The following is a 26,964-nucleotide window of genomic DNA, read 5'->3' as shown; positions in this document are numbered from 1 at the left end:
TATGTTCAGCCAGATGAAGAGCGGACCCGAGTTGAAAGAGCGGCTGGTGGCGCAGGCCTTGTCAGAGGGGTTTGTGGCCTGTCGGATCTGCAGGCCCTGGGATGTGCCCCATGTGCCGGAGCGTTTGCAGGCCTTTCTGGACGCGGGATATCACGGTCAGATGGAATGGATGGCCGAGCGCAGCCATTGGCGCGGCAACCCGGCGGCGCTTTGGCCTGAGGCGAAATCGGTGATCATGTTGGCCGAGAGCTATTCGCCTGAACATGATCCGACCGAGATATTGCAGCACCCGCAGTTGGGGGCGATTTCGGTCTATGCGCAAAACAAGGATTACCACGATCTGGTCAAAAAGCGCCTCAAGCGTCTGGCGCGCTGGTTGATTGCCGAGGCCGGTGGTGAGGTGAAAGTGTTTGTGGACACAGCACCTGTGCCCGAAAAAGCGTTGGGCCAGGCGGCGGGGCTGGGATGGCAGGGCAAGCACACCAACCTTGTCAGTCGAGAATTGGGGAATTGGGTCTTTTTAGGCTCTGTTTTTACAACTTTGGATCTGCCTGAGGATAAGGCGGAGAGGGATCATTGTGGATCCTGCCGGGCTTGTCTGGATGTGTGCCCAACCGAAGCGTTTCCGGCGCCCTACCAGTTGGATGCGCGGCGCTGTATCTCGTATCTCACGATTGAACACAAAGGCCCGGTTGACGAAGAGTTGCGCGGAAAACTGGGCAATCACATCTATGGCTGCGATGATTGCCTGGCGGCTTGCCCCTGGAACAAGTTCGCGGTGGCAGCCAGCGATATCCGCTATGCCGCGCGCGAGGATCTGATGGCGCCGAACCTGTCTGATCTGGCGGCGCTGGATGATACCGCGTTTCGGGCGAAGTTTTCGGGCTCACCCATCAAGCGGATTGGGCGTGACCGATTTGTGCGCAATGTGCTTTATGCGATTGGTAATTCAGGGGTGCCTGATCTGTTGCCATCGGCTATGGCCTTAACCGACGACCCTGAGCCAACGGTGGCGGACGCGGCGCGTTGGGCTGTGCAACAACTGACATAAGTGCCGCAAACAGGCTGGACGTGTCGCGCAGGACCGCTAGACCCATTCCAAGCAAGTAAGAGGAGAACCCGATGGCTTTGGCTTTGGGGGTGGATACCGGCGGGACCTATACGGATGCGGTTCTGATCCGGGATGAGACAGAGGTGATCGCCTCGGCCAAGTCGCTGACGACGCGCAGTGACCTGGCGATTGGGGTAGGCAAGGCGATTTCTGCAGTTCTGGAGGCGGCTGAGGTCGCGCCTGAACAGATCGCCTTGGCATCGCTCTCGACCACTTTGGCGACCAATGCGCTGGTCGAAGGACAAGGCGGTCGGGTTGCGTTGATCTATATCGGGTTTCGCGACGGTGATCTTGCGAAGCACGGGCTCAGCGAGGCGTTGAAAGGGGATCCGGCGCTGGTTCTGACCGGGGGCCATAACCATGCAGGGGGTGAGGCCGCGCCGCTGGACGTCGACGCCTTGCAACGTTTTCTAAAGTCCCATGACGGCATTTCAGGTTTCGCCGTTGCGGGGCAGTTTGCGACGCGCAACCCGAGCCATGAGTTGGAAGCGGCCCGGATCATCGCCGCGCAGACTGGCGTTCCGGTAACCTGTTCGCACCAATTGTCGGCCAAGTTGAACGGCCCGAAACGGGCGGTGACAGCGGTGTTGAATGCGCGGTTGATTGGGATGATCGACCGGTTGATCGGGCGGGCTCAAGATCAGCTGCGTGACTTGGGAATTTCCGCGCCCATGATGGTCGTGCGCGGCGATGGCGCTTTGATGAGCGCGGAACAGGCGCGCGCGTGTCCGATTGAAACCATCCTCAGCGGCCCTGCGGCCTCGATCGTTGGTGCGCGCTGGCTGACGGGGGCGGAAAACGCGATCGTGTCGGATATTGGCGGCACGACAACGGATGTGGCTCTGATCCGCGATGGAAAGCCCGCCATTGATCCTGCAGGCGCGCAGGTTGGCGGGTTCCGCACCATGGTCGAGGCAGTCGCGATGCGGACCCATGGTCTGGGCGGTGACAGTCAGGTGCATGTCGCGGCTGAAGGGCTGAGCGGTGGCGTCTTTCTGGGGCCGCGCCGGGTGCTGCCCGTCTCACTGCTGGCCACTGAAGCACCCGAGGTGGTGCATGCTGCGCTGGACGAACGGCTTCGGGCCACCACCGTGGGTGAGCATGATACCCGGTTTGCACGAAAACTGCCGGGCATGTCCGCGCAGGGTATCGGCGCGCGCGAAGCCGCGTTGCTGGACCGCTTGGTTGACGCTGTCGTGCCACTAGGCAAATTGTTGCAAAACCGCATGGAGGGGGCTGCACTGAACCGGTTGGTCGATCGCGGCTTGGTTCAGGTGTCGGGCATCACGCCGTCAGATGCCAGCCATGTTTTGGGGCGGCTGGATGTGTGGGATGGTGATGCTGCGACCAAAGCTTTGGAGCTGATCGCACGCAAACGGGTTGGATCCGGTGACCTGCTGGCGACATCTCCGCAACAATTGGCTCAGATGATCATCGACCAGCTGACGGAACAAACCGCTCTGACCTTGTTAGAGACTGCTTTTGCAGAGGAAGCAGACGCCTTTGGCTCCAACCCGCAAGAACTGGCCCGGCATGTTCTGACCCAACGCGGATTGGCGCGCCACCGGGGGCTTTTAGCCCTGGACACTGCGCTGAACGTGGATGTGGTCGGGCTTGGAGCGTCAGCCCCCAGCTATTACCCCGCTGTCGGAGCGCGCTTGCACTGCAAGATGGTTTTGCCGGAACACGCCGGCGTGGCCAATGCCATCGGGGCCGTGGTCGGACGGCTGACGCTGCGCCGGTCTGGCACCATCACCTCGTCTGCCGAGGGACGATACAGGGTCCATCTTGATGACGGGCCACAGGATTTTGCAGATGAGCGCGAAGCATTGGACCTGATCGAGGCCGTATTACGAAATGAGGCTGAACAGGCCGTACGCGAGGCCGGGGCGGAAGACATCCGTGTGACTGTCGAACGCGATATCAGAACCGCGAAGGTCGAGGCAAAAGACGTCTTCGTCGAGGCGTTGATCACGGTCGAGGCCAGCGGCCGCCCTCGGGTGGCCACCGGCTGAAGCGTTTACTATTCCGCAGCATCCACGCGCTTGGGCAGCACCCAATCGGGGCGGATGAAATGGCATGTGTATCCGTTGGGGATACGCTCCAGGTAGTCCTGATGCTCGGGCTCGGCCTCCCAGAAATCGCCGACCGGTTCCAACTCGGTCACCACTTTGCCCGGCCACAGACCGCTGACATTCACATCGGCGATGGTGTCCAGCGCGGTCGCTTTCTGGGCGTCATCCACATAGTAGATGGCCGACCGATAGCTGAGACCCCGGTCATTGCCCTGGCGGTTGACCGTTGTCGGGTCGTGGATCTGAAAGAAAAACTCCAGCAGACGCCGATACGAAATCTGCGCCGGATCGAACCAGATCTCAATACCTTCGGCATGGGTGCCGTGGTTGCGATAGGTGGCGTTGGGCACGTCGCCGCCGGTATACCCGACACGCGTGCGCAAGACGCCAGGCATCTTGCGGATCAGATCCTGCATCCCCCAAAAGCAGCCCCCGGCCAGAACAGCGCGTTCTTCGGTCATCAGATATCCTCCACATGGATCAGAAATTCACCATAGCCCTCGGCCTCCATCTCATCGCGATGGATAAACCGCAGCGAGGCGGAATTGATGCAATAGCGTAGCCCACCATGTTCACGAGGGCCATCCGGGAAGACGTGACCCAAATGACTGTCCCCATGTTTCGACCGCACCTCGGTGCGGATCATGCCATGGGTGGTGTCGCGAAACTCTTCCACATGTTCGTGGACGATGGGCTTTGTGAAACTGGGCCAACCGCATCCGGATTCGTATTTGTGGGTCGAGGCAAAGAGCGGCTCGCCCGAGACGATGTCCACATAGATGCCCGGTTCCTTGTTGTTCAACAGCTTGCCCGTACCCGGCCGTTCCGTCCCGCTGCGTTGGGTGACGTGGAACTCTTCTGGTGAGAGGGACGCGATGACCTGTGGGTCTTTGGTATAGCGGGACATGGAACCTCCGGTCGTTTGGTTGATGTTCTATTATTTGGGGGCGGGGTCTGGGAAATCAAAATCAATTTACGGCCAGCCTCGCAGTCCAGAAACTGCGAACCTCAGGCAGAGGCTCGGTTTTGGCCGGCAGGCTGACGGGAAAGCTGCACGGCCAGAATGCCCAATGTGGTGATCAGTACACCCAACGCGTCCAGCGGTCTTAGCTGTTCGCCCAGCAGAACATAAGCGACGGCCACTCCAAAAACGGGGTTCAGAAAGTGGAATGTTGCGGCTCGGACGGCGCCGATACGGTCCAACAGCAGAAACCAGATCAGCGTCGCAACCAGGCCCGGCATTACCGTGGTATAGGCAAAGGCCAAAGCCAGCGGCAGCGTCGGGTTGACGAAGATGGTTTCAAAGATCGGGGCCGCGACGAACAAAAGGGCCGAACCGACCAGCATCTGCAACCCCACCACCATCATGAAATTCCCACCCGAGGTGGCGCCGCGCACCGCCAGAGTCGCCGAAGCCAGCGCCAAAGCACCCAACCCACACAACGCAACGCCAAACAGATCAACCCCGTCACTGATCCGGCTGCCCATGATCAACGCGACCCCGGCGAAACCGGCCAACAAACCGGCAATCCCAAGGGGCCGCAGCTTTTCGCTGAAGATCAACCATCCGGCCAGCGCGACCAGCAACGGCATAGTCGAGGCGATGATGGCCGCCAACGACGCCTGAACCGTTTGCATCGCATAGAAATTCAGACCCAAATAAAGGGCATTCTGACAAATCCCGAAAATAATCGTCGCGCGCCATTGCCCTTTTGTCAGACGCCAGCTTTGGCCCATCATCCTGGCAATGGCCACCCCCAGAAGCCCTGAAATCAAAAACCGCACCGCAAGCGAAAATAGAGGGGACGCATCAGCCACAATGATACGCGCCGACGAAAAGGCCGACGACCAGATCAGGGCAAAAACCAACCCCATCGCAATGGCGCGCAGATCCATTTTTCGGCCTCTTTTCCGTTTGCGGGGACTGTTTCTGAAATTCGTCGGGTTCGCAAGCGGTTGATCTCTCTGGGCTGGTGTGGTTTTCGAGGAAAAAGAGGTTGGTCTGCGAGGCTCGGTTACTCGAATGTCAGCAACGCGGGCCGAAAAAGACAATCACGTTCCCGAATTGAATGATTGCTTTGGGCGACTTCCACTTAGCCATTTACCTTATCAGTATTGTGGGGGAGTTCCTCACTCCATTTGCGAAGCTCATCGAGGAACCCGAGCGCGGTTCTCCCAAAGTCTGTCACTTCGTAAATGACCGATAGCGGCTTGGTTTCGACGACATCGCGGCGCACCAATCCCTGTGCCTCTAATTGACGAAGTCTTTCTGTGATCATCTTCTTGCTGGCACCGCCGATCATGCGCGAGAGATCATTAAAGCGCACGGGTCCATCCTTGAGGTGCCACAGGATCGAACCGGTCCATTTCCCGCCGATGATCCTCATGCCGCGTTCAATCGCGCATGGCGTTGTACACGTGTCATCGACGCTCTTGCGACCACGTTGGTCCTGTCTGACGCGGGCTTCCATCCGTGGAACCACTTCACTGATCTAGGTTACAAAAAGTATACTAGTTGATTTTCTTCACCTTGTAATCAGTTTAGGTCAAGCCCCTTTGGATGTGGTCGCAAATGGAGACTTAAGATGACCCAACCCGCAGTTCACGTTTACACCGCCGCGACGATGAACGGTTACAAACCTGTCATTTTCTTGCAAGAAGCAGGAGTACCCTATGACCTCACGGTTGTGAATTTCTCAAAGCAGGAACAAAAGACTCCCGACTATCTGAGGCTAAACCCAAACGGCAAAATCCCAACTATTGTTGACCGCGACGAGAATCGCGCCATTTTTGAAAGCGGCGCCATCCTTTGGCATCTTGCAGAGAAATACGGCAAATTCCTTCCCAAAGAGCCGACAAAGCGCTCGGAAGTTATGCAATGGATGTTTTTCCAGGTCGGGCACGTTGGACCCATGATGGGGCAAGCCATGTACTTTCAGCATATCGCCGCGCCGAACGGGCATGAGGAGCCGTTTTCGATAAAGCGGTACGTGGACGAATCCCGCCGGTTGCTAGGAGTTCTTGACACGCATCTCGAAGGTCGCGAATGGCTGGCGGCAGGCGAATACACGATCGCTGATATGATGACCTATCCTTGGGCGCGGGCCTATGTCTGGGCACGTGCGAGCGTGGATGGCCTGCCTCATTTGCAGACGTGGTTTGATCGGATCGACGCGCGCCCTGCTGTGCAAAAAGCTCTGACCATACCCAAAGCCAACCCGCAGTTCTGGGATGAAAGTGCTGATGTAAGTGCCTTTGCCAAAGAAAATGCCGCGCGGTTCGCCGGTGACGTGAAATCTTGAAAGGACACAGAGGCGGACACTCGCGCGGGCTGCTGCACTGAGCACACTGGGCTTAGAGCGGACCATGAAAAAAAGACCTCCGTGTACCCTAAAATCTATCTCCTCATAGCAAAGAAAAAGGGCCCCCAATCGGCGGCCCTTGATCATTTGGCGATGACGGCTGGGATCAGCCGTTTACGCTGTCTTTCAGTGCCTTGGCGATGGTCATTTTGACCACCTTGTCGGCCTCTTTCTTGAACTGTTCACCGGTGGCAGGGTTGCGTACCATGCGCTCGGGGCGCTCGCGGCAGTAGATTTTGCCAACGCCGGGCAGGGTGACTGCGCCGCCAGCGGATACTTCGCGCGTGATCAGGCCAGTAATTGCCTCCAGCGCAGAGTTGGCGGATTTCTTGTCAGTCCCCATTTCCTCAGCGAGAGCAGCAACCAGCTGAGTCTTTGTCATAGGCTTTGCCATTTCTTGGTCTCCTTAACGTGCCCGATAATTTGGGCCTCACCGCGTAACTGTAACGGGATATTGTAGGGGAACACAACGAATAGTAGCGCCGAAAACCCTAAAAATATGGGGAAATCGTTGCTTTTTTGCTTCAGAGAAAGGCGGTTTCATCAAAGGAACGCAATTTCCGGCTGTGCAAACGCTCAAGCGGCATGCCCCTCAGATGCTCCATCGCGCGGATTCCGATGGCCAGATGACGGCTGACCTGAGTGGTATAAAAAGCCGAAGCCATGCCCGGCAGCTTCAACTCACCATGCAGGGGCTTGTCGGAAACGCAGAGCAAAGTGCCATAGGGTACACGGAAGCGATAACCATTGGCCGCGATTGTGGCGCTTTCCATGTCCAGCGCAATGGCGCGGGATTGGCTGAGCCGTTGCACAGGGCCCGACTGGTCCCGCAACTCCCAATTGCGGTTATCGACCGAGGCGACGGTGCCCGTCCGCATGATCCGCTTGAGCTCATATCCTTCCAACTTGGTCACCTCGGCCACCGCGCGTTCGAGCGCCACTTGCACTTCGGCCAAAGGCGGGATGGGAACCCAGACGGGCAGATCGTCGTCCAGCACCTTGTCGTCGCGCAGATAGGCATGGGCCAGCACGAAATCCCCCAGCGCCTGCGTGTTGCGCAGCCCGGCGCAATGGCCCACCATCAACCATGCATGGGGCCGCAGAACTGCGATATGGTCAGTGGCGGTTTTTGCATTGGATGGCCCAACCCCGATATTGACTAGCGTTATGCCCGATCCGTCGGCGCGTTTCAGGTGATAGGTCGGCATTTGCGGCAGCTTGAGTGGTTGCTCCAGCGCGGCATCCTTGGTTGTTATCTCGACATTTCCGGTCGAGACAAAGCTGGTATAGCCGCTGTCAGGGTCGGCAAGCTGTTCGCGCGCGTAGGCTTCGAATTCCGAGACATAGAACTGGTAGTTGGTGAACAGCACATGATTCTGGAAATGGCTGGGATCCGTCGCTGTATAATGCGCCAGCCGGGCCAGCGAGTAATCCACACGCTGGGCGGTGAACAGAGACAGTGACCCAACCTCATCATCCGGATCGCTGACACCATTAACGATGTCATCATTGGTTGTGGTGAGGTCGGGCACATCGAATACATCGCGCAGCGTGAATCCCGCCGCCCCTTGATGCGGAACATGAAGGTTCGGATTGTTGGCCACGGCGAAATGCACCGGGATTGGGGTGTCTGACAGCCCAATTGTTACAGGTTGTGCGTGGTTCTTGATCAGCAATGCGATCTGCTGTGTCAGGTAGGAACGGAACAGGTCCGGCCGGGTCACTGTCGTCGCGTGAATGCCGGGTTCGGAAACGTGACCAAAACTCAGCCGGCTGTCGACCTGCGCATAAGACAGGGTTTTGATGCGAATTTCCGGGTAATAGGCTCTGATCCGCTCAGCAGGCGCGCCATGTTGCAGAGCGTGCGCAAAAGCATCGCACAAGAAATGCGTGGCCGTTGCATAAAGCTCCTCCAGCCGCGCGACAGCGGCTTTGGGATCGGTGAAGTCTTCGGCTTGAGGGGTCTCAGGTGTTTTTATTGTTGTCATGAGAGAGGTTCCAAGAGGTCTATTTTTTCGAATGTGCGCACATCCACTAGCCCGATGTCTGATATCCGTAGTTCCGGGATCACCACCAGGGCCAGCAAAGAATGCTGCATATACGCGTTGTTGAGCGAGCAACCGCAGGCCTGCATTGCGGCAACCATCTGCTCGGCCTTTGCGGCAACCTGAGCGGCAGGGCTGTCGGACATAAGGCCAGCAATAGGCAGTTCGACCAGAGCCAGTTCTTCGCCGTCGCGGAAAATGGTGATACCGCCGCCCACCTCGGCCAGCCTGTTCGCAGCCATGGCCATCTGTGCGCGATCAGTGCCAACAACGATCATATGGTGGCTGTCATGCGCAACGGTTGAGGCCATGGCCATTTTGCCCTGATAGCCAAAGCCGGACACAAAGGCGTTTGTAACGCCCCCTGTTGCACGGTGACGCTCCACCAGTGCGATCTGGCAAACGCCGTCTTCGCCTTCGACCAGCCCGCCGATAATCGGCAGCTCGGCCTTCAAGGCTTTGGTGGGCGCCTGGTTTTCAACCACCCCGATCACATTGGCCCGAACGCGATTGGCCCCGGCTGGGGCTTTGATCTCAAAATCCGTTTCGTCAAGCGCGTGGCCCAGATGGACTGTATTGCGAGCGGTGTCGGGCCAGTTCAAGTGGGGGCAATCCACGGTGATTGCGCCATTCTGCGCCACGATTTGACCGCGCGCAATCACGGTTTCGATCGGCAGTTCAGTGAGATCCGCGCTGAGGATGATATCCGCGCGCCGCCCGGGCGTGATCGACCCGATCTCACGCTCCAGCCCGAAATGGGTGGCGGTGTTGATCGTAGCCATTTGCAGGGCGATCAAAGGATCACAGCCGCAGGCAATCGCGTGGCGCACGACGCGGTTCATATGGCCGTCATTGACCAGCGTGCCGGAATGGCAATCATCAGTGCACAGGATGAAATTGCGCGGGTCCAGCTCCTTTTCAGTAATGGCCGTGATCTGGCTTTCGACATCATACCAGGCCGAGCCCAATCGCATCATCGACCGCATTCCCTGGCGCACCCGTGCGATGGCATCGGCCTCGCAGGTGCCTTCGTGATCATCGGCGGGGCCACCAGCCACGTAAGCGGCAAATTCAGGCCCTAAATCAGGCGATGCATAATGACCGCCCACGGTTTTGCCGGCCCTTTGCGTGGCTGCAATCTCAGCCAGCATCTTGGGGTCGCCGTGGATCACACCGGGAAAGTTCATCATCTCACCCAGGCCGATAATACCGGGCCAGTTCATTGCCTCGGCCACGTCCTCGGGTGTGATCTCATACCCGGTGGTTTCCAGGCCCGGCGCAGATGGTGCGCAAGACGGCATCTGGGTGAAGATATTCACCGGTTGCAAAAGCGCTTCATCATGCATCATCCGCACACCATTCAGGCCCAGCACATTGGCGATCTCATGCGGGTCTGTGAACATGCTGGTTGTGCCATGCGGGATGACCGCGCGGGCGAACTCTGCCGGGGTCAGCATCCCGGATTCGATATGCATATGCCCGTCGCACAGGCCCGGGATCATATAGCGCCCGTTTGCCTCAATGATCTGCGTGTCGGGCCCGATACAATGCGTGGCGTCGGGCCCCACAAAGGCGATCCGACCGGCGGTGATGGCAATGTCATGATCCGGCAGCGCCTCGCGGCTATGCACATTGACCCAAATGCCACCCTTGATCACCGTATCTGCGGCCTCGCGGCCTGCGGCGACAGCAATGAGTTTGGGGGCAGAGTCGGGCCAACTGGGGAAAGGTGTGTATTCCATGGCCCAACTTTCCCCAATGTGCAGGAAGGTGCAACCCCTGCAAAAGCGGTATCATGAAACCGTCACAGGTTGCATTGGCGACGGCGTGCCGGGCCTCAAAAGGTCTGCCACCGAATGACTCTGCTCCGATTTTCGTTGGCCGAACCCGAATGATAGGGCAAGCTTTCAATACGCGGCAGCAAAAACCGGAGACCGAAGATGAGCGTGACGAATCTGCGAACCAACATCGACCATTGGTCGGAACGAGTGGATATGGCTGCGGCGTTCCGGTGGACCGTGCGGCTGAACATGCACGAGGCTGTGGCCAACCATTATAGCCTGGCGGTCAACGAGGATGGCACCCAGTTCCTGATGAACCCCAACCAGATGCATTTTGGACGGATCAAAGCGTCTGATCTGCTGTTGCTGGATGCCAATGATACCGACGTGATGTCTCAACCCGGCGCACCGGATCCGACAGCGTGGGGTCTGCACGGCGCGATCCATCGCCACTGCCCACATGCGCGCTGTGTTCTGCATGTGCATTCAATCTTTGCCACCGTTCTGGCCAGCTTGACGGACAGTACATTGCCGCCGATCGATCAGAACACCGCCACTTTCTACAACCGTTACGTGGTGGATGACGCTTTTGGCGGCTTGGCCTTTGAAAGTGAGGGCGAGCGCTGTGCGCAGATGCTGTCCGACCCCAAAAAGAAGGTCATGATCATGGGCAACCATGGTGTTCTGGTGATCGGACGTGACGTCGCGGATGCCTTTAACAGGCTCTTTTACTTCGAGCGGGCTGCAGAAACATATATCCGCGCGCTGCAAACCGGACAAAAGCTTCGGATCCTGTCGGACGAGATCGCAGAAAAAACGGCGCAAGAGCTGGAAGACTATCCCGAACAGGCCGAGGCTCATATGCGCGAAATCAAGGCTTTGCTGGACGCGGAAGGATCAGATTACGCCAGCTAAGCAGGCAGCAGGGGAGGAGTTGCCATGACCGATGCAAGCCACGACGCGGAAGCCGCGCGCTGGAATTACCGGCCTGAAGGGCCTGTTGGGTTGAACCCGTTGTTCAGTTGGCCGCCGCGCCCGATGGAAGTCCTGAACTGGTACAAGCGCGCTTGGTTGCAAATAACAGCGCTGACCTTGTGCATGTCCATCGCACTGATCGTTTATTTCGCGTTTCTACCGCCGCTTGAGGCAATGCGAAGCTTTGAACCGGGCTGGATGTTTCGCATCTGGCTGCTGAATATGGTGCCTCAGATCCTTGTGGCTGGAACGCTGCATTGGTGGCTGTATATGCGCAAGGGGCAGGGGCTCTACAAAAAGTTCGACCGGCGTGATCTGACGCGAAAGAACGGCAATTTCACCTTCAGCAATCAGGTCTGGGACAATATCTGGTGGACGCTGGGCAGCGCGATGAGCGTCGCGACCGTGTATCAGTGGGTGATCTTCTGGGCCATGGCCAATGGATATGTTCCAACGGTCACATGGGCCGCCGCGCCGGTCTGGTTTGTGGTCTGGATGCTGTTCATTCCGATGTGGTCGGGCCTGCATTTCTATTGGGTGCACCGGCTGGAACATCACCCGAAGCTGTACAAGCATGTGCACGCCGTGCACCACCGAAACGTCAATATCGGGCCGTGGTCAGGGATTTCGAACCATTGGTACGAGAACCTTCTGTATTTCTCGACCTATTTCATCCACCTGATCGTGCCATCCCATCCCTTGCACCTTCTGTTTCACGTCTATTTCCAGCAGATCAGCCCGGTCCTGTCGCATTCGGGCTTCGAAAAACTGAAAGCGGGCGAGGCCGACGCGGCCAAGGCTGGCGATTTCTTTCACCAGCTTCACCACAGGTATTTCGAGTGCAACTATGGCACCTCGGAAATCCCCTTCGACAAATGGTTTGGCACCTATCACGACGGATCTGCCGAAGCGACGGCGCGGACGCGGGCGTTCAAGAAACAGATGTATACCTAAGCAGTGCGCAGCGCGCGCGGGGTGGTGCTGAACTCGGTTCGAAACGCGCGCGTGAGGGCGCTGGGGTCTTGGTACCCGGCACGCAAGGCAATCTCGGCGATGGACATGTCGGTCTCGGTCACCAGCTTGCGCGCCAGGTTCAGGCGGAGGCGGCGATAGACATGGGCGGGGCCCGCGCCCAATTCCGTCTTCATACGTGCCTCAAGCACGCGCTGCGATCGCCCGACCCGTTTGGCCAGATCGGGGATGGTGAGAGGCGTTTCCAGATTCTCCTGCATCACGGCCAGCGCTTTGTTCACCGGCCCCGTCCGCGCCGTATGAGAGCGTGCGGACTCGCGGGTCATGAAGGTTTGCGCGATCTCAAGCGCCAAAGCCTGGCCGTGATCCTGCCCGATCAGATGCAGGATCAGATCAAACGCCGCCATCGCGCCCGAACAGGTGATCCGGTTGCCGTCGATGACAAACCGTTCGCGGCAAGTTTCGATTTCCGGGAAACGTTCGGTAAAGGCCGTAAGCTCTTCCCAATGAATTGTGGCCCGGTACCCATCCAGTAGACCGGCCTGTGCCAACAGCCAACTGCCGGTGTCCAGCCCTGCCAGAGTGGGAAAGCGCCGCGCGGCGGCCCTGAGGCTGACCTGCGTGCGCCAACCCCCAAGATCCTGAAACCCATAAGACGGCATCACCATCAGAATATCCCCCGACGCGTCCTGTAACCGCGCCTGCGGAGCAACCTGTAGCCCCGAGGATGAGGTGACCGGATCTGGCGTCATCGCCAGAAATTGCCAAGTATAAAGCTGCCGCCCAGACAGGGTGTTGGCCGCGCGCATCGGTTCAACCGTGTTGGCAAGGCAGTGGTTGGAAAAGCCATCGAACAGCACAACACCGATTTGCCGCGTCTCGGCAGAGGATTTCGACCAAACTTGCATGGTCAATACCTAATCCTGCATGAATTTAACCTCAAGCTGGTTCACTCTATCCCCAGCGAAAAACGGGAGCCCATGATGCAATACGGCCTGTCAGAAGAGCAGGAAATGATCGCTTCGACTGTGCGCAGCTTCGTCGAGAACGAGATTTATCCTCATGAAGACCTCGTTGAACGTAGCGGTGAGGTGCCGAAAGAGATCGCGGATGAGATCAAGCGCAAGACGCTTGAGCTGGGCTTCTATGCCTGCAACTTCCCCGAAAGTGTCGGATGCGCTGGGCTGAACCATCTGGAAATAGCCTTGGTTGAGCGTGAATTGGGGCGCGGTTCCATGGGCTTGAACCACTTTTTCGGAAGACCGCAGAACATTCTGATGGCCTGCGAAGGGGAACAGATCGAACGTTATTTGATGCCAGCGGTGCGCGGTGAAAAGATGGACGCGCTGGCCATGACCGAACCGGGCGCGGGCTCGGATGTGCGCGGAATGAAATGCGCGGCTGTGCGGGATGGTGGCGATTGGGTCGTGAACGGGACCAAACATTTTATCTCGGGCGCTGAACACGCAGATTTCATCATTGTCTTTATCGCAACCGGCGAAGATCAGACGCCAAAAGGGCCTAAAAAGCGCATAACGGCTTTTCTGGTCGATCGCGGTACGCCCGGATTTACCATCCGCGACGGGTACAAGTCGGTCAGCCATCGCGGTTACAAGAACATGGTGCTGGATTTCGACGATTGCCGCTTGCCGGATACGCAGGTTCTGGGCGAAGTCGACGGCGGGTTCGAGGTGATGAACACCTGGCTCTATGCCACGCGCATCACCGTGGCCGCGATGTCGGTCGGGCGCGCGCGGCGGGCCTTTGACTATGCGTTGGATTATGCCGCCACGCGCGAGCAGTTCGGGCAGAAAATCGGCAAATTCCAAGGCGTTTCGTTCCAGATCGCCGATATGATCACCGAGATCGATGCCGCCGACCTGTTGACGCTGGCTGCGGCGGACCGGTTGGACAAAGGGCTGCCCGCCAACCGTGAGATCGCCTCGGCCAAGCTTTACGCCTCAGAGATGCTGGCCCGCGTGACGGATGCGGCGATTCAGGTGCATGGCGGAATGGGGTTGATGGACGACTATCCGCTGGAACGGTTCTGGCGAGACGCGCGGGTCGAGCGTATCTGGGACGGTACCAGCGAGATTCAGCGCCATATCATAAGCCGTGATCTATTGCGCGCGCTGGGCGCCTAAGGAGCCTTCATGCCAGCGCTAAGCCGCCTCTTTACCCCCAAGACCCTTGCCGTGATCGGTGGCGGCGCATGGTGTCGTGCCGTGATCGAGCAGGCGCAAAAGTTTGGGTTCACCGGTCAGATCTGGCCCGTGCATCCCAAGGCGGATGCAATTGCGGGCTTACCTGCTTTCGCTTCCATCGAGGATCTGCCTCATGCGCCGGACGTGGCTTTTGTGGGTATCAACCGTCATTCGACCGTTCAGGCTGTTGCCGCGCTCAGCCAAGCGGGCGCGGGGGGGGCGGTGTGTTTCGCCTCGGGCTTTACCGAAGCACAGGCCGAGGATGAAACCTCGGCGGATTTGCAGGCGGAATTGGTGGCCGCAGCGGCAGAAATGCCAATATTAGGGCCGAATTGCTATGGGTTCGTCAATGCGCTCGATCATATTGCCGTCTGGCCGGACCAGCATGGAATGCAGCCGGTAGATCGTGGCGTCGCGATCCTCACCCAAAGTTCGAACATCGCGATGAACATGACCATGCAGCGCCGGGCGCTGCCGCTGGCCTTCATGCTGACTTGCGGCAACCAGGCGCAAACCCATCAAGCGGATATCGCCGCGTCGCTGCTGGATGATCCCCGGATCACGGCGATTGGGGTCCATATCGAAGGCTTTGGCGATATTAGGAAATGGGAAGCGCTGGCCACCAAGGCACAGGCACACGGGGTACGTGTTGTTGCGCTCAAGATGGGGCGGTCGAGCCACGCTCAGGCGGCCACAATCTCGCACACAGCCTCACTGGCTGGCAGTGACGCGGGCGCGCAGGCATTTCTGGATCGGCTGGGGATCGCGCGACTGGAGGATGTGCCGAGTTTTCTGGAAACGCTCAAGCTGTTGCATGTGACCGGCGGGTTGGATGGAAACGGGCTGAGCATGATAAGCTGCTCGGGTGGCGAGGCCAGCCTTGGCTCGGATATGGCCGAGCAGCGACATGTGTATTTCCCGCCGCTGACCGCTGCGCAAAAAACAGAACTGCGCACGGCGTTGGGGCCGATGGTGGCCGTCGCCAATCCGCTGGATTACCACACCTATATCTGGCGCGATGCAGAAGCGATGAGCCGGGCCTGGTCAGCGATGATGGGGCCTGAAACGGCTCTAACATTGTCGATTGTGGACTATCCACACACCAATGCCGAGGATTGGGATTGTGCGACGCAGGCCGCTTTGAACTGCGCCGAACGCGTCGGTCGCCCCTTTGCCGTTGCCGCAACACTGCCCGAGTTGATGCCCGAAGATGTTGCCCACCGCCTGATGGCAGGCGGTGTCGTGCCGTTTGCAGGGCTGAATGAGGCGCTCGCGGCGGCAGAGGCCGCATCCATCGCGCCTCCGGCTTCGGCTGACCCGGTTCTGTTGCCGTCGGACCGTAACGCTGATCAGGTTTTGACCGAAGCGCAAGCAAAGGCGCAGCTGTCACAGCATGGCGTGCCCGTGCCGCGTAATGTTGTCACCCGTCTGGACGCGCTGGGCGCGGCGGACAAGCTGAACGCGCCGTTGGCAGTGAAAGGCGTCGGTCTGGCCCATAAATCCGAACATGGGGCGGTGCATCTGAATGTCACGCAAGAACAGCTGCCAGCGGTTGCGGCGTCAATTGGAACGGCTGAGGTTCTGATCGAAGAAATGGCCCCACCCGCTGTGGCCGAGCTGCTGATCGGTGTCACACGCGACCCTGCCCACGGCTATGTTCTGACCTTGGGTGCGGGCGGTGTTTTGACCGAAATCCTGCGCGATACTGCGCAGCTTTTGATCCCTGCATCGCGAGAGGCCATTCACCGCGCTTTGATGAGCTTGCGTTGTGCGCCTTTGCTGCAAGGGTATCGCGGCAAAGCCGCTGCTGACCTCAATGCTGTTCTCGACACGATTGAGGCCGTGCAAAGCTATGTCATTGCCAATGCCGACACACTCGGCGAAGTTGAAATAAACCCGCTGATCTGCACGGCCCACGGGGCGGTTGCGGTGGATGCGCTGATCCGAAAGGCACGTTCATGAACCCGATCAAAACCCGCCGCGATGGGGCCATTCTGGAAGTTACCCTGGACCGGCCCAAGGCAAATGCCATTGATCTGGCGACCAGTCGGATCATGGGCGAGGTTTTTCGCGAGTTCCGAGACGACCCCGAGCTGCGCGTTGCGATACTTACGGGTGGTGGTGAAAAGTTCTTTTGCCCCGGTTGGGATCTGAAAGCCGCCGCGGATGGAGACGCCGTGGATGGTGACTACGGCGTCGGTGGGTTTGGCGGGCTGCAAGAGCTGCGCGATATGAACAAACCGGTGATTGCGGCTGTGAACGGAATCGCCTGTGGCGGCGGGCTGGAACTGGCGCTGAGTGCAGACATGTTGGTGGCAGCAGATCATACCACATTCGCCTTGCCCGAAATCCGGTCCGGTACGGTGGCCGATGCGGCAAGTGTCAAACTGCCCAAACGTATCCCCTACCATATCGCGATGGAGCTGCTTTTGACCGGTCGCTGGTTTGATGCGGAGGAAGCGCATCGCTGGGGGCTGGTGAACGAAATCGTTCCTGCCGATCAGCTGATGGACCGCGCTTGGGACCTGGCGCGCCTATTGGCAAGCGGCCCCCCTCTGGTCTACGCGGCGATAAAGGAGATTGTCCGTGAGGCCGAGGATTCCAAGTTCCAGGACGTGATGAACCGGATCACCAAACGCCAATTGCCAACCGTGGATGTCCTCTATGGTTCGGAAGACAATCTGGAAGGCGCGCGTGCCTTTGCAGAAAAGCGCGATCCTGTCTGGAAGGGGCGTTAACGTTTCTCGAACAGGGTGATGAAGGCTTCGTCGTCTTTGTTCGGCCCGGTCGCAAGGTCTCCGTAAATCCGAACTGTCTGCAGCGCCGGAGTGGTGATTTGAGTCACTGCCAGATCAGCAAGCGCGTCAGCAAAACCAAGCGAGGAATAGTGCTTGGCGTTGATCGACAGCGTAAACAAAGCACCGGGTCGCGCGACGCGCAACAAAGCGGGCAAAACATCGGGGCCAAGATGCCCGTGCGTGAACGTGCCCGAGGACACAATTCCGGCATAGCTGTCGCGTGGCACGGGCAGGCCGACATGCAGGTCGGCCTCGATTGCGTCGCGATATACATCCTTGCGCATGGCTTCGGCCAGCATCTCGGCGCTGATATCGGCGGCATCAATTGGCCCGACGCCCAGTCCCGACAAAACCGCGCCGCACAGCCCGGTTCCTGCGCCAACATCTAACACCGGGCCCTGCCCATGGGCTGCCACAAAGGCCCGCGCCGTGTGGATATGCAGTTGGTAATCCTCGAAGGCCGCAAATCCGTCATCATAGTCACCGGCCCATTCCGCATAGAGGCGTTTGTTATCTTCGGGCGATTTCAGGGCATAGGCCGAGTGTAGGTTCGGTGTCTTGTCGTTCATGGTTTCATCAAGACGCAGCTTCGGATTCGAATCAAGTGCGGCCATCAGGCTCTTGCATCCCGGCGCTTGGCAGCCCATCAAAGGGCCATGACGGGGACACTCTTTTCATTCGGACATGGCTATTCCGCCCGGGCATTGTCGCGTGTTCTGGTGCCGCAGGGATGGCGCGTGATTGGCACGTCACGTGACCCGGAGCAGATGGACGCCATCCGCGATGCCGGTGCCGAGCCGTTGGTGTGGCCGGGCGATGACGTGAATTTCGATGGCGTCACGCATCTGCTGATCTCGACCGCGCCGACGAAAAAGGGCGATCCTGTTTTGGCGCAATTGCAGGATGCAATCTCTGCGCGCGCGCGCCAGTTCGAATGGGTGGGGTATCTGTCTACGACGGCTGTATACGGTGACCACCAGGGGCGGTGGGTGGACGAAACGACCCTTGCGACGCCAACGGCTGAACGCGGACGTTGGCGCCTGCGGGCCGAGGAGCAATGGGCCTCAATCCCCGCTTTGCCTCTGCATATCTTTCGCCTGGCCGGTATTTATGGCCCTGGTCGTGGGCCATTCTCGAAGCTGCGCAAGGGTGGTCTGCGCCGGATCATCAAACCTGGTCAGGTGTTTTCACGCATCCATGTGGATGACATAGCGCAGGTATTGGCGGCCTCGATGGCCCAGCCCAATCCGGGCGCGATCTATAATGTCTGCGATGATGAGCCGGTGCCACCACAGGACGTGATCGGATATGCGGCGCAGCTGCAAGGTTTGCCGCTGCCACCTTCGGTTCCGTATGATGAGGCCAATCTGACACCCATGGCGCGCAGTTTTTACAATGAAAACAAACGCGTGAAGAATGACCGGATCAAATCAGAGCTGGGTGTAAAACTGCGCTATCCCAACTACCGTTTGGGTCTTGAGGCGCTGATGCAAGACTGAGCCAGCGCCCCAAGCGTTTGCTTTATTCAGCGTCGATGCCGCCCATGCAGATATATTTCATCTCCATGAAATCATCCAAACCATAGCGCGAACCTTCGCGGCCCAGACCCGACAGTTTGACGCCACCAAATGGAGCCTCGGCTGTTGAGATCAGGCCGGTATTGACGCCGACCATCCCGTAATCCAGTCCCTCGGACACACGCCAGACGCGCGCCAGATCGCGGGAATAAAAGTAGGATGCCAAGCCAAAGTCGGTATCATTTGCGGCGGCTACAACCTCGCTTTCGGTCTCAAACTTGAACAGCGGAGCGACCGGGCCAAAGGTTTCCTCGGTCGCGACGGCCATATCGGATGTGACACCGGTCAGGATTGTGGGCTGGAAGAACGTGCCACCCAGTTCATGCGGTTGACCACCCAGCGTGACCTGAGCGCCTTTTGAGGTCGCGTCCGAGATATGCTCGGTCACTTTCTCAACCGCGGCCTGATCGATCAGCGGGCCAAACACGATGCCTTCGTCAAACCCGTTGCCCGTGGGCAGGGTCGCCACCTTGGCGGCCAGTTTTTCGGCGAACGCGTCATAGACACCGCTTTGCACATAGATTCGGTTGGCGCAGACGCAGGTTTGCCCATTGTTGCGAAACTTCGAGATGACGGCGCCGTCAACAGCTGCGTCGATATCTGCGTCGTCGAACACGATAAAGGGTGCGTTGCCTCCCAGCTCCAAACCCAGTTTCTTGATGGTCGGGGCACATTGCGCGTAAAGCTGCGCGCCGATTTCGGTCGAGCCGGTAAAGGTCAGTTTGCGCACAGTGGCATTCCCGGTCATCTCACCCCCGATCGCGCGCGCGGATCCGGTCACGACCGAGAACAGACCGTCCGGCAGCCCGGCGCGTTCGGCCAGAACTGCCAGCGCGATGGCCGAAAACGGCGTTTGGCTGGCGGGTTTCAGAACCATAGCGCAGCCAGCCGCCAGCGCGGGGCCGGCTTTGCGTGTGATCATCGCGTTGGGAAAGTTCCAGGGCGTGATGGCCGCTACAACACCGATGGGCTGTTTCACCGTCAATATGCGTTTGTCTGGCGCGTGGCCCGGTGTGACGTCGCCATATGCTCGGCGGGCCTCTTCGGCAAACCATTCGATAAAGCTTGCACCATAGGCGATTTCGCCCGTGGCCTCGGCCAGAGGCTTGCCCTGTTCCGCGGTCAGGATGGCCCCCAGATCGGTTTGGTTCTCCATCATCAGCTCATACCAAAGGCGCAATACCTGGCTCCGCTCTTTTGCGGTGCGCTTGGCCCAGCCATGGCGGGCCTCTTCGGCGGCGGCAATGGCCTCGGCGGTCTCATCCGCGCCCAGTTTGGGGACGTGGCCGATCAGTTCGCCGGTTGCCGGGTTGGTAACGGCGAGATCTTTTTCAGGATCAGCTTCAATCCATCGCGCACCCACAAGGGCGGCCTGTCGCAACAAACTTGGGTCTTTTAGTGTGATCATTGCTGATTCCTTTGGATTACACAGTGGAGGTTCGGTGCGATGCGCCCGAGACAGCGGGACCATACTCTTAGTTGACCTGTGCCGAAAGGCAGGTTTCGCGGCAAACTGCCTATGAATTCGCGTTCCTGTGCCGGTTTTCTGAGGATCTGGCTTCAAATCTTTTTCCAGACCCGTCATAGGTAGACGCCGCATACCGGGTGACCAGGTCGTGGCAATCGAAGTTGCACGGGATTGAACAAGGCAGACTTAATGACGTTGCAAAACCCTTTTAACGAACCCGGTCCTGAAGAGCTTCGAGCATTCTATCTGGATACAGCACATTTCGACCATGAATTTGTTGCGCAAAAAATGGGAATTCCCGGGGCAGTCGGGCGGGCCGGTATCCTTGATCGATGGATGAAAGCTGGTGCCTCGTCCAAGTCGGACCCAAACGCGTATTTTGATCTCAAAGCCTATGTTTCCAAATGGAAAACCAAGCCTTCGCATGCGCTTCACGATTTCCTGGTTCATGGCTGGCGTGTTTGTCGTGACCCTTCAGAGTCGCTGGATATCTGCCAGTTTCTATTCCACACCAGCACGGATTCCTTCGCGCGAGAAGCCGCGTTAAGTAATTTGTTGTCTCAGAGTATTCGAGACAAAGTGGCTGCGTCAGATGAGTTAAGTGAGCAAGACAGATCGCTTTCCGTGGTGACGATCAATTACAACAACAGAAACGGACTGTTGCGCACCATTGAATCGGTGGCCAGTCAATCCGACCAGAATTTTGAATTTGTGGTTGTCGATGGTGGATCAACAGACGGATCTGTTGAACTTATCAAAGAGAACCAAGATCGCATCAACATTCACGTGTCAGAGCGCGACAACGGCATATTTGACGCCATGAACAAAGGAGCCCGAATGAGCAGCCGCGAATATGTGGTGTTCATGAACTCGGGCGATGCGTTCTTTGATGATCAAGCGGTCGACTATGTGAAGTCATGTCTTGGATATGCGGATATTGTCTATGGGCATACTTGCACCATGGAATCAGACAAGATCATGCCGCACAAAGCCCTGATGTCGACGGGCATGGCGTTTTCTCATCAGGCGCAATACACGCGCCGAGACTGGTTGTTGCATCAACCGCTGGATACCACGTCGCCCCTATCCGATTGGAAATTCAATGCCGTGGCGTATCTTAACGGCGCTACCTATCGCGCGCTGGACAGAAGGCTTGCAAGTGTAGAGCCCTATGGATACTCAGACGAAAATCATTTGATGCGCTACCTTGAACGACGGTCAATCGCGCAAAAGCTTTATCCTTTCTCAAAAACCTACAATTGGTTTCAAGGAGAATTGGAGCGACGCAACGACTTGAAAAAGGCGATTGAAGAAGCGGAGCAATTGTCGCAATGAGAGATCAGAGTGCATCTAAAAGCATGAATGTGAAAGGTGACGGCGTGGACGCATCGGCGAACAGCGTAGTAATTTTCGGCGTGGGACGATCAGGCACGACCGCTTTGTTCCACTACCTTCACAAAGCTTATCAATCGATGCAGCAGGATCACCAGATACGGTACGAGCCCTTTTTGTGGGGTGTCAAACAAGATGATCTGGACACTGCGTTTACGACCACAGACGAACTCTCTGTTCCGGGCATGTATGCGCACACGCAAACCCCATTGTTCCTGAAAGGCGCCGAGCATGAGGCGCTTGACCGGTTCATCTCGGATTTGACGCTGGATGACACACCTTTTTTGGTGAAATTCATCAAGGCCAATGGACGGATCGATCACTTTCTGAAGCGCTGGCCAAATGCAAAATTCGTTTTCATTTTTCGCGAACCCTGTTCGGTGGTGAACTCTGTGTTGCCGATGTTCAGCTTCTTCGGCGATGAATACCATCCTTCGGATACGCGCAGGTTTCCGTCTCAGGCCCTCCTTGATCCTTCCGTTTTTCATGCAGCATCTTATGCGGTCAAACAGTTGATGTATTGGCGCGTCATGAACGAAGCAGCCATTGAAAGCCTGGATCGCCATCCCGACCGAATTCTTCCGGTGTCGCAGGAAGCTTTGTTGCTCGACCCAAAAGCAACATTGAGCAAGGTTTTGGACTTTTGCTTCCCCGGGGCAGAGAACAATAGCGCGATCGTTGACGAGCTGGCCGCTGGACGCGAAGGTCAAAAACCAAGATTTGCGTTCAAAAACTTGGGTGTGACCGACTTTGACGAGTTCCGGTCGCAAATGGACTGGTACGAAAAAACACTTTTGCCGCGTTGCCAATCTGGTGTCGATGTCAACTATTCCAGAATGCGTGACACCATAAACGCCGCTTGGACAAAGGGACGATTTGCTGACTCGTTGCCAGAAGGCATTCCCAGAAACACGATCTCGATGGCGCTCAGGCATGACTATCTGGACAATTTCGGCACAACGAGGCGGATTTTTAACAGCGAAGGTGCTGTTGTCTTCCATGGATCACTGTTTTCGCGCTTTCCGTTGAGTTGGAAAACCATAGTTGGTGGTGCCATGCCACTTGGGCGCACCACTTATCTAAGATTGCATAATGCAACCAGCGTGGAAGACGGGCTTTTGCCGGAAACCTGCGAGTTGAAAAAACGAAATGCGGTTTTCAAGCTTAAGGTCTACTTGCTCTGTGCGCTGGGAAAGACACTTCCAGCCGACAAGTACTTTTCGGGAATACCGTCAACATCCAATGATCACGGGATCGTCTTGTCGCGAAAAGGGAATGTGTTCAGGCGAGTTTTTTCATCCTTGAGAATTTTAAGGAAAAGGGAAATCCCGCTGCGCAAATTTGACGTTTTCGTCGTTGACAAGTAACCGAATGAATTGGGTTACACCCTGCCGAATACGTGGTGCGCAGACACTGCAAAAGCGGTTTTGTCGGGCGCCATAAGGAAAAAGTAATGAGCGATACACCTGCGGTTCCTGTCTATTTCGAAGGTAAAACCCTGGCCGAATTGGAAGCGGGTTTACGCAAAGGGTATCTTCGAAAAAGCGGATGGATCGAAAGCGCAACGCGGAAGATGTCGGTGCGCATGGGCGAGCCTATTCCGCGTTACACCTATCCCGCGCTTGAGTTCTTGGAAAAAGAGATCAAGTCGGACGTTAGCCTGTTCGAATATGGTGGCGGGCAGTCGACGGTGTTCTGGTCAAAGCGGGTCAACCGTATTGTCAGCGTTGATCACGACCCTCGGTTTATTGCACATCTCAGAAAGCAACTGGACCGCAAAGCTGAATTGCACGTGGTCGAGGAAAACGCCGCCCTTTCCGAGACGGCGTCCGAGCATTTGTCTGCAGCCCCCGCATTCCAGGACCCTGAGCGAAGTAACAACGCCTTCCTGACGGGACAATTGAACACACCGTTTCAAGCCTACGGCCTGCACATTCTGGAGTACCCAAAAGACACGTTCGATGTAGCGATCATCGATGGGATGGCGCGCAATCTGTCAACCTGGGCTGCGCTTCAGAATCTGCAAAAAGATGGGATCATCATCTTTGATGATGCCGAGCAGGCCTATTACAGCCAGGCCCTGCAAATGCTTGAGGATGCCGGATATCGCCGGATCGACTTTTCTGGTTTAGGTCCGGTCAGCGCCGAGGGGTGGACAACATCGGTGTTTCATCAGGCACCCCGGTTTCTCAATGTGGGCGGTGCCACCCCCGTGACACCAGAGGTGGCAGTGCTGGAGCAGCAGGACAAGACCGGTATCATGGTCATCGGCTATAACCGGCCCAAACATCTGCAAACCGTGCTTGAAAGCCTGAAGCTGCAGGGTCGGCTTTCAGATGTTCATGTCTGGATCGACGGCACCCAGGGGCGCGGTGAGTTTGACGGCGTGAACAAAGAGACGCTTAAAATCGCAGAATCTTATGACGTTGCCGAAATTCATGCACTGCGATCACATGTTGGCATCGAAAAGCTGATGCTGGACTCGCTGGATTGGATGAGCCTTCGCTATAGCCGTGTTCTGGTTCTTGAGGATGATTGCTTCCCGGTAGAAGGCGCGATTGATGCTTTCGATGCCGTTCTGGACGAAGTGAAGAACAACCCAAACGTCTATTCGGTTTATGGCCATCATTTTGGGGTCGAACCCGAGCACGACCCGAATTTCACGCGTTTTCAAGGTTGGGGCTGGGCTGCTCATTCAAGCCGCATCCGTGCGCTTATTCCGGAACTACGCGACATGTTCCTGATGTCCGAAGACGACTATATCGCGCATGTTGAAGACACCAAAACCAAAGATGTGGTCGAACGCCTTGATCGGACGCCGGGCCGCGATGTTTTGAATGTTCTCAAGCTGTATTTCTCGTGGGATTCGGCAACGGCATTGGTAACCGCGCGTCGCGGGATGACACATCGCAGAACACCAGACCCAGTGATTTTGAACAGCGGCATCGTAGCCGGGATCGGCCATTTCCGGGAAGACAAGCCGTGGCTGCGCAAACCACCATTCAACATGGTGACGGTCGATGAGGTTTGGGACCTTTATAGTCAGCCCAAGGCCAAGAAAGGCACGGCCAAATAGGCCACTTTGATCGTCGAAACTCCTAAGGTGCGGTTGAGTTTTCTTGATCCTCAAGGATCATATCGGCAGCCTTTTCCGCGATCATGATTGTAGGGGCATTTGTGTTTCCCGAAACCAGAGTGGGCATCACCGATGCATCGACAACGCGTAACCCGCTGACGCCGCGTACGCGTAGTGCAGGATCAATAACCGCCATTTCGTCAGTACCCATTTTGCAGGTGCCGACTGGGTGATAGATCGTATCCGCCCGCGCGCGAATGTGTTGTTCCCAGTCGGCATCCGTCTGCGCCGTCTCGGTCCCGAACATCTCACGATGTTTGTACGCGGCAAGCGCTGGGGCCTCCATGATCTCGCGGGTCATGCGTGCGCCTTTGATCAGCGTATCCAGATCTCGGGCGTCGGACAGAAATCGCGGATCGATCGCTGGCGCCGCCATCGGATCAGCGCTGCCCAGCGTCACTGTTCCTCGGCTCTCGGGTCGCAATTTGCAGACATGGCAACTGTACCCGTATCCCATATGCAATTTGCGAGCGTGGTCATCGACCAGCGCGATGGTAAAATGCAATTGGATATCTGGTCGATCCAGATTGGGGCTTGTTTTCAGAAAGGCTGCCCCTTCGGCAAAAGGGGTCGCGGCCATGGACTTTCCGCTTTGCCGCCAACGCCAAATATGGCGCAGCAGGTTCACAGTTCCAGTGAGCCCGATACCGAAATTGTCGGTATCCCTGGTTTTATACGACAGTATGAAATCCAAGTGGTCCTGTAGGTTCTGACCAACACCAGGTAGCGCATGTACCGTATCGATCCCATGCGCGGTCAGGGTGTTCGGGTCGCCGATCCCCGACAGCATCAAAAGCTGCGGCGACTTGAATGCGCCTCCGCATAGTATGACTTCGCGCCGGGCTGTGACCGAGATGTCCGGGCCCTTTCCATTCTTGCGATACACCACGCCGTTTGCGCGCCGTTCGTTGAAAGTGACGCGCCGAGCAAAAGCGCCCGTGATCACAGTCAGGTTCGCGCGCTTCATGACCGGAAACAAATAGGCCGCCGCGGCCGAGCATCGCTCGCCATTGCGGGCGGTGTCATGAAACTGGGTCACCTGGTACAGGCCTGCCCCTTCATTGTCGCCTCGGTTGAAGTCATGCGTTTCCCGATGCTGCAATTGGGTTGCTGCTTCGACAAAGGCGCGCGAGATCGGGCGCTCTGCCTTTTGATCCGAAACCTGTAGTGGACCATCACCTCCGTGATCGTCATCCGATCCGCGTTCATTGTTTTCGGCTCTTTTGAAGTAAGGCAGAACACTGTCCCAATCCCAACCTGTGCAACCCTGGCTGGCCCAACCGTCATAATCCTGGCGTTGCCCCCGGATATACAACATCGCGTTGATCGCGCTGGATCCTCCGAGCGCCTTGCCGCGCGGCTGATATCCTTTGCGCCCGTTCAAACCGGGTTGTGGAACCGTTTCAAAGGCCCAATTGTTGATCTTGGGGCGTCCCGGCAGCATCGCGACAACCCCCGCTGGCATACGCACAAGAATGCCATCGCCTGATCCCCCGGCTTCCAGAAGACACACTTTTATGCGTGGGTTCGCACTCAGACGGTTCGCCAGAACTGACCCGGCAGAGCCTCCTCCTACAATGACATAGTCAAATTCCATACCATCCTCCCTGAAGACCCCGTAACGCCAGTCACGCATCGCAGCTGTATGGAACCACTCTGATAGGTTGTGTGAAAAACACAATCGGGCGGGCCGGGAACGTCGCGTCAGGTGGTCCGAGATCTCTGCATCGGAGTTTTTGTTCAGGCTGAAACCATGTGGGGCTGAGCGCGATCGGATAGGGCTCTGTCCGTGAACAAGAAGACACACCCCACCGAAGCTCCGCAATCCCACCGAATCCAGACCTTGCCTTTGGTTTGGGCTTGGTGCTGCTGTGTTCTATATCGGTAAATCAGACATTTCAGCGGAAAAGTTAACTTAACATATTGTTTTTGTTAAATTTCAGAAACCTCCCGAATTATTTTGAAGTTTTTTCAAAATGGGGGTTGCGGCTGACAGACCTAATCCGTAAATACCCCTTCACCGGCGCAGCTGAGGTTGTGCGGACCCACTGGAGAGACGGTGTGACGG

23 protein-coding genes are annotated in these 26,964 nt (G+C 57.3%); 12 read left to right on the top strand and 11 right to left on the bottom strand.

Annotated elements, in window-relative coordinates; all coding sequences use genetic code 11:
- Nucleotides 1-13: 13 nt before the first annotated feature.
- Complete coding sequence (queG, locus tag GOX45_RS21330) at nucleotides 14-1,051, top strand: tRNA epoxyqueuosine(34) reductase QueG (RefSeq protein ID WP_171103912.1); 1,038 nt, start codon at nucleotides 14-16, stop codon at nucleotides 1,049-1,051.
- 71 nt (nucleotides 1,052-1,122) lie between these two features.
- The gene (locus tag GOX45_RS21325) at nucleotides 1,123-3,126 is read left to right on the top strand and encodes a hydantoinase/oxoprolinase family protein (RefSeq protein ID WP_171103910.1); all 2,004 of its coding nucleotides are present in this window, start codon (nucleotides 1,123-1,125) and stop codon (nucleotides 3,124-3,126) included.
- A gap of 8 nt (nucleotides 3,127-3,134) precedes the next feature.
- Here the strand turns inward: GOX45_RS21325 and msrA are convergent, their stop codons facing one another.
- The 4 genes from msrA to GOX45_RS21305 all read right to left on the bottom strand — a co-directional run bounded on the left by msrA (nucleotide 3,135) and on the right by GOX45_RS21305 (nucleotide 5,573).
- Complete coding sequence (gene msrA / locus GOX45_RS21320) at nucleotides 3,135-3,647, bottom strand: peptide-methionine (S)-S-oxide reductase MsrA (protein WP_171103908.1); 513 nt, start codon at nucleotides 3,645-3,647, stop codon at nucleotides 3,135-3,137.
- The gene (msrB, locus tag GOX45_RS21315) at nucleotides 3,647-4,093 is read right to left on the bottom strand and encodes a peptide-methionine (R)-S-oxide reductase MsrB (RefSeq protein ID WP_171103906.1); all 447 of its coding nucleotides are present in this window, start codon (nucleotides 4,091-4,093) and stop codon (nucleotides 3,647-3,649) included. The genes msrA and msrB overlap by 1 nt, the downstream gene beginning before the upstream one ends.
- A 101-nt stretch (nucleotides 4,094-4,194) precedes the next feature.
- Entirely contained in the window at nucleotides 4,195-5,082 is an 888-nt protein-coding gene (locus GOX45_RS21310; RefSeq protein ID WP_171103904.1) for a DMT family transporter, read from the bottom strand.
- Between the two features lie 197 nt (nucleotides 5,083-5,279).
- Nucleotides 5,280-5,573 (bottom strand): helix-turn-helix domain-containing protein, encoded by a 294-nt coding sequence (locus GOX45_RS21305; protein ID WP_254446130.1) that lies wholly within the window; start codon nucleotides 5,571-5,573, stop codon nucleotides 5,280-5,282.
- Nucleotides 5,574-5,771: 198 nt separating this feature from the next.
- Between GOX45_RS21305 and GOX45_RS21300 the strand changes: the two genes are divergently transcribed.
- Nucleotides 5,772-6,488, top strand: coding sequence for a glutathione S-transferase family protein (locus GOX45_RS21300; protein ID WP_171103900.1), 717 nt, complete (start codon nucleotides 5,772-5,774; stop codon nucleotides 6,486-6,488).
- Between the two features lie 166 nt (nucleotides 6,489-6,654).
- Here the strand turns inward: GOX45_RS21300 and GOX45_RS21295 are convergent, their stop codons facing one another.
- From GOX45_RS21295 to ade, 3 genes are all read right to left on the bottom strand, one after another.
- On the bottom strand, nucleotides 6,655-6,942 hold the full coding sequence (locus GOX45_RS21295; protein WP_170453278.1) for an HU family DNA-binding protein: 288 nt from the start codon (nucleotides 6,940-6,942) through the stop codon (nucleotides 6,655-6,657).
- A gap of 130 nt (nucleotides 6,943-7,072) precedes the next feature.
- Complete coding sequence (locus tag GOX45_RS21290) at nucleotides 7,073-8,536, bottom strand: AMP nucleosidase (RefSeq protein ID WP_171103898.1); 1,464 nt, start codon at nucleotides 8,534-8,536, stop codon at nucleotides 7,073-7,075.
- Complete coding sequence (ade, locus tag GOX45_RS21285) at nucleotides 8,533-10,335, bottom strand: adenine deaminase (protein ID WP_171103896.1); 1,803 nt, start codon at nucleotides 10,333-10,335, stop codon at nucleotides 8,533-8,535. The genes GOX45_RS21290 and ade overlap by 4 nt, the downstream gene beginning before the upstream one ends.
- A gap of 198 nt (nucleotides 10,336-10,533) precedes the next feature.
- Between ade and GOX45_RS21280 the strand changes: the two genes are divergently transcribed.
- Nucleotides 10,534-11,289, top strand: coding sequence for a class II aldolase and adducin N-terminal domain-containing protein (locus GOX45_RS21280; protein ID WP_171103894.1), 756 nt, complete (start codon nucleotides 10,534-10,536; stop codon nucleotides 11,287-11,289).
- A gap of 24 nt (nucleotides 11,290-11,313) precedes the next feature.
- Nucleotides 11,314-12,303: a sterol desaturase family protein gene (locus GOX45_RS21275; protein WP_171103892.1), complete on the top strand. Its 990-nt coding sequence runs from the start codon at nucleotides 11,314-11,316 to the stop codon at nucleotides 12,301-12,303.
- Here GOX45_RS21275 and GOX45_RS21270 read toward each other — a convergent pair.
- Nucleotides 12,300-13,229, bottom strand: coding sequence for a GlxA family transcriptional regulator (locus GOX45_RS21270; RefSeq protein ID WP_171103889.1), 930 nt, complete (start codon nucleotides 13,227-13,229; stop codon nucleotides 12,300-12,302). The genes GOX45_RS21275 and GOX45_RS21270 overlap by 4 nt on opposite strands.
- Nucleotides 13,230-13,304: 75 nt before the next feature.
- On the opposite strand from GOX45_RS21270, the gene GOX45_RS21265 reads away from it, so the two are divergent.
- The 3 genes from GOX45_RS21265 to GOX45_RS21255 are packed head-to-tail and all read left to right on the top strand — an operon-like array spanning nucleotide 13,305 to nucleotide 17,263.
- A complete protein-coding gene (locus tag GOX45_RS21265; RefSeq protein WP_171103887.1) occupies nucleotides 13,305-14,465 on the top strand; it encodes an acyl-CoA dehydrogenase family protein in 1,161 nt (386 codons plus the stop codon).
- A gap of 9 nt (nucleotides 14,466-14,474) precedes the next feature.
- On the top strand, nucleotides 14,475-16,487 hold the full coding sequence (locus GOX45_RS21260) for an acetate--CoA ligase family protein (protein ID WP_171103885.1): 2,013 nt from the start codon (nucleotides 14,475-14,477) through the stop codon (nucleotides 16,485-16,487).
- Nucleotides 16,484-17,263 (top strand): carnitinyl-CoA dehydratase, encoded by a 780-nt coding sequence (locus GOX45_RS21255; protein ID WP_171103882.1) that lies wholly within the window; start codon nucleotides 16,484-16,486, stop codon nucleotides 17,261-17,263. The genes GOX45_RS21260 and GOX45_RS21255 overlap by 4 nt, the downstream gene beginning before the upstream one ends.
- Here GOX45_RS21255 and GOX45_RS21250 read toward each other — a convergent pair.
- Complete coding sequence (locus tag GOX45_RS21250) at nucleotides 17,260-17,892, bottom strand: class I SAM-dependent methyltransferase (RefSeq protein ID WP_171103928.1); 633 nt, start codon at nucleotides 17,890-17,892, stop codon at nucleotides 17,260-17,262. The genes GOX45_RS21255 and GOX45_RS21250 overlap by 4 nt on opposite strands.
- An 87-nt stretch (nucleotides 17,893-17,979) precedes the next feature.
- Between GOX45_RS21250 and GOX45_RS21245 the strand changes: the two genes are divergently transcribed.
- On the top strand, nucleotides 17,980-18,822 hold the full coding sequence (locus tag GOX45_RS21245) for an SDR family oxidoreductase (protein WP_171103880.1): 843 nt from the start codon (nucleotides 17,980-17,982) through the stop codon (nucleotides 18,820-18,822).
- A 22-nt stretch (nucleotides 18,823-18,844) separates the two neighbouring features.
- On the opposite strand, the gene GOX45_RS21240 is transcribed toward GOX45_RS21245, so the two are convergent.
- Nucleotides 18,845-20,308, bottom strand: a complete 1,464-nt coding sequence (locus tag GOX45_RS21240; protein WP_217350614.1) for an NAD-dependent succinate-semialdehyde dehydrogenase — start codon at nucleotides 20,306-20,308, stop codon at nucleotides 18,845-18,847.
- 249 nt (nucleotides 20,309-20,557) lie between these two features.
- Between GOX45_RS21240 and GOX45_RS21235 the strand changes: the two genes are divergently transcribed.
- From GOX45_RS21235 to GOX45_RS21225, 3 genes are all read left to right on the top strand, one after another.
- Nucleotides 20,558-21,703 (top strand): glycosyltransferase, encoded by a 1,146-nt coding sequence (locus tag GOX45_RS21235; RefSeq protein ID WP_217350612.1) that lies wholly within the window; start codon nucleotides 20,558-20,560, stop codon nucleotides 21,701-21,703.
- Nucleotides 21,700-23,127: a sulfotransferase gene (locus tag GOX45_RS21230; protein WP_371809006.1), complete on the top strand. Its 1,428-nt coding sequence runs from the start codon at nucleotides 21,700-21,702 to the stop codon at nucleotides 23,125-23,127. Before GOX45_RS21235 ends, GOX45_RS21230 begins: the two co-directional genes overlap by 4 nt.
- Before the next feature lie 86 nt (nucleotides 23,128-23,213).
- Nucleotides 23,214-24,836, top strand: a complete 1,623-nt coding sequence (locus GOX45_RS21225; protein WP_171103875.1) for a hypothetical protein — start codon at nucleotides 23,214-23,216, stop codon at nucleotides 24,834-24,836.
- A gap of 22 nt (nucleotides 24,837-24,858) precedes the next feature.
- On the opposite strand, the gene GOX45_RS21220 is transcribed toward GOX45_RS21225, so the two are convergent.
- A complete protein-coding gene (locus tag GOX45_RS21220; protein WP_171103872.1) occupies nucleotides 24,859-26,493 on the bottom strand; it encodes a GMC family oxidoreductase in 1,635 nt (544 codons plus the stop codon).
- Nucleotides 26,494-26,964: the final 471 nt, after the last annotated feature.

This window comes from Ruegeria sp. HKCCD7255, from assembly GCF_013031565.1.
In the GTDB taxonomy this organism is placed as follows: domain Bacteria; phylum Pseudomonadota; class Alphaproteobacteria; order Rhodobacterales; family Rhodobacteraceae; genus Ruegeria.
Note: the sequence above shows the minus strand (reverse complement) of the source record. Positions and strands in the feature narration are given on the sequence as shown.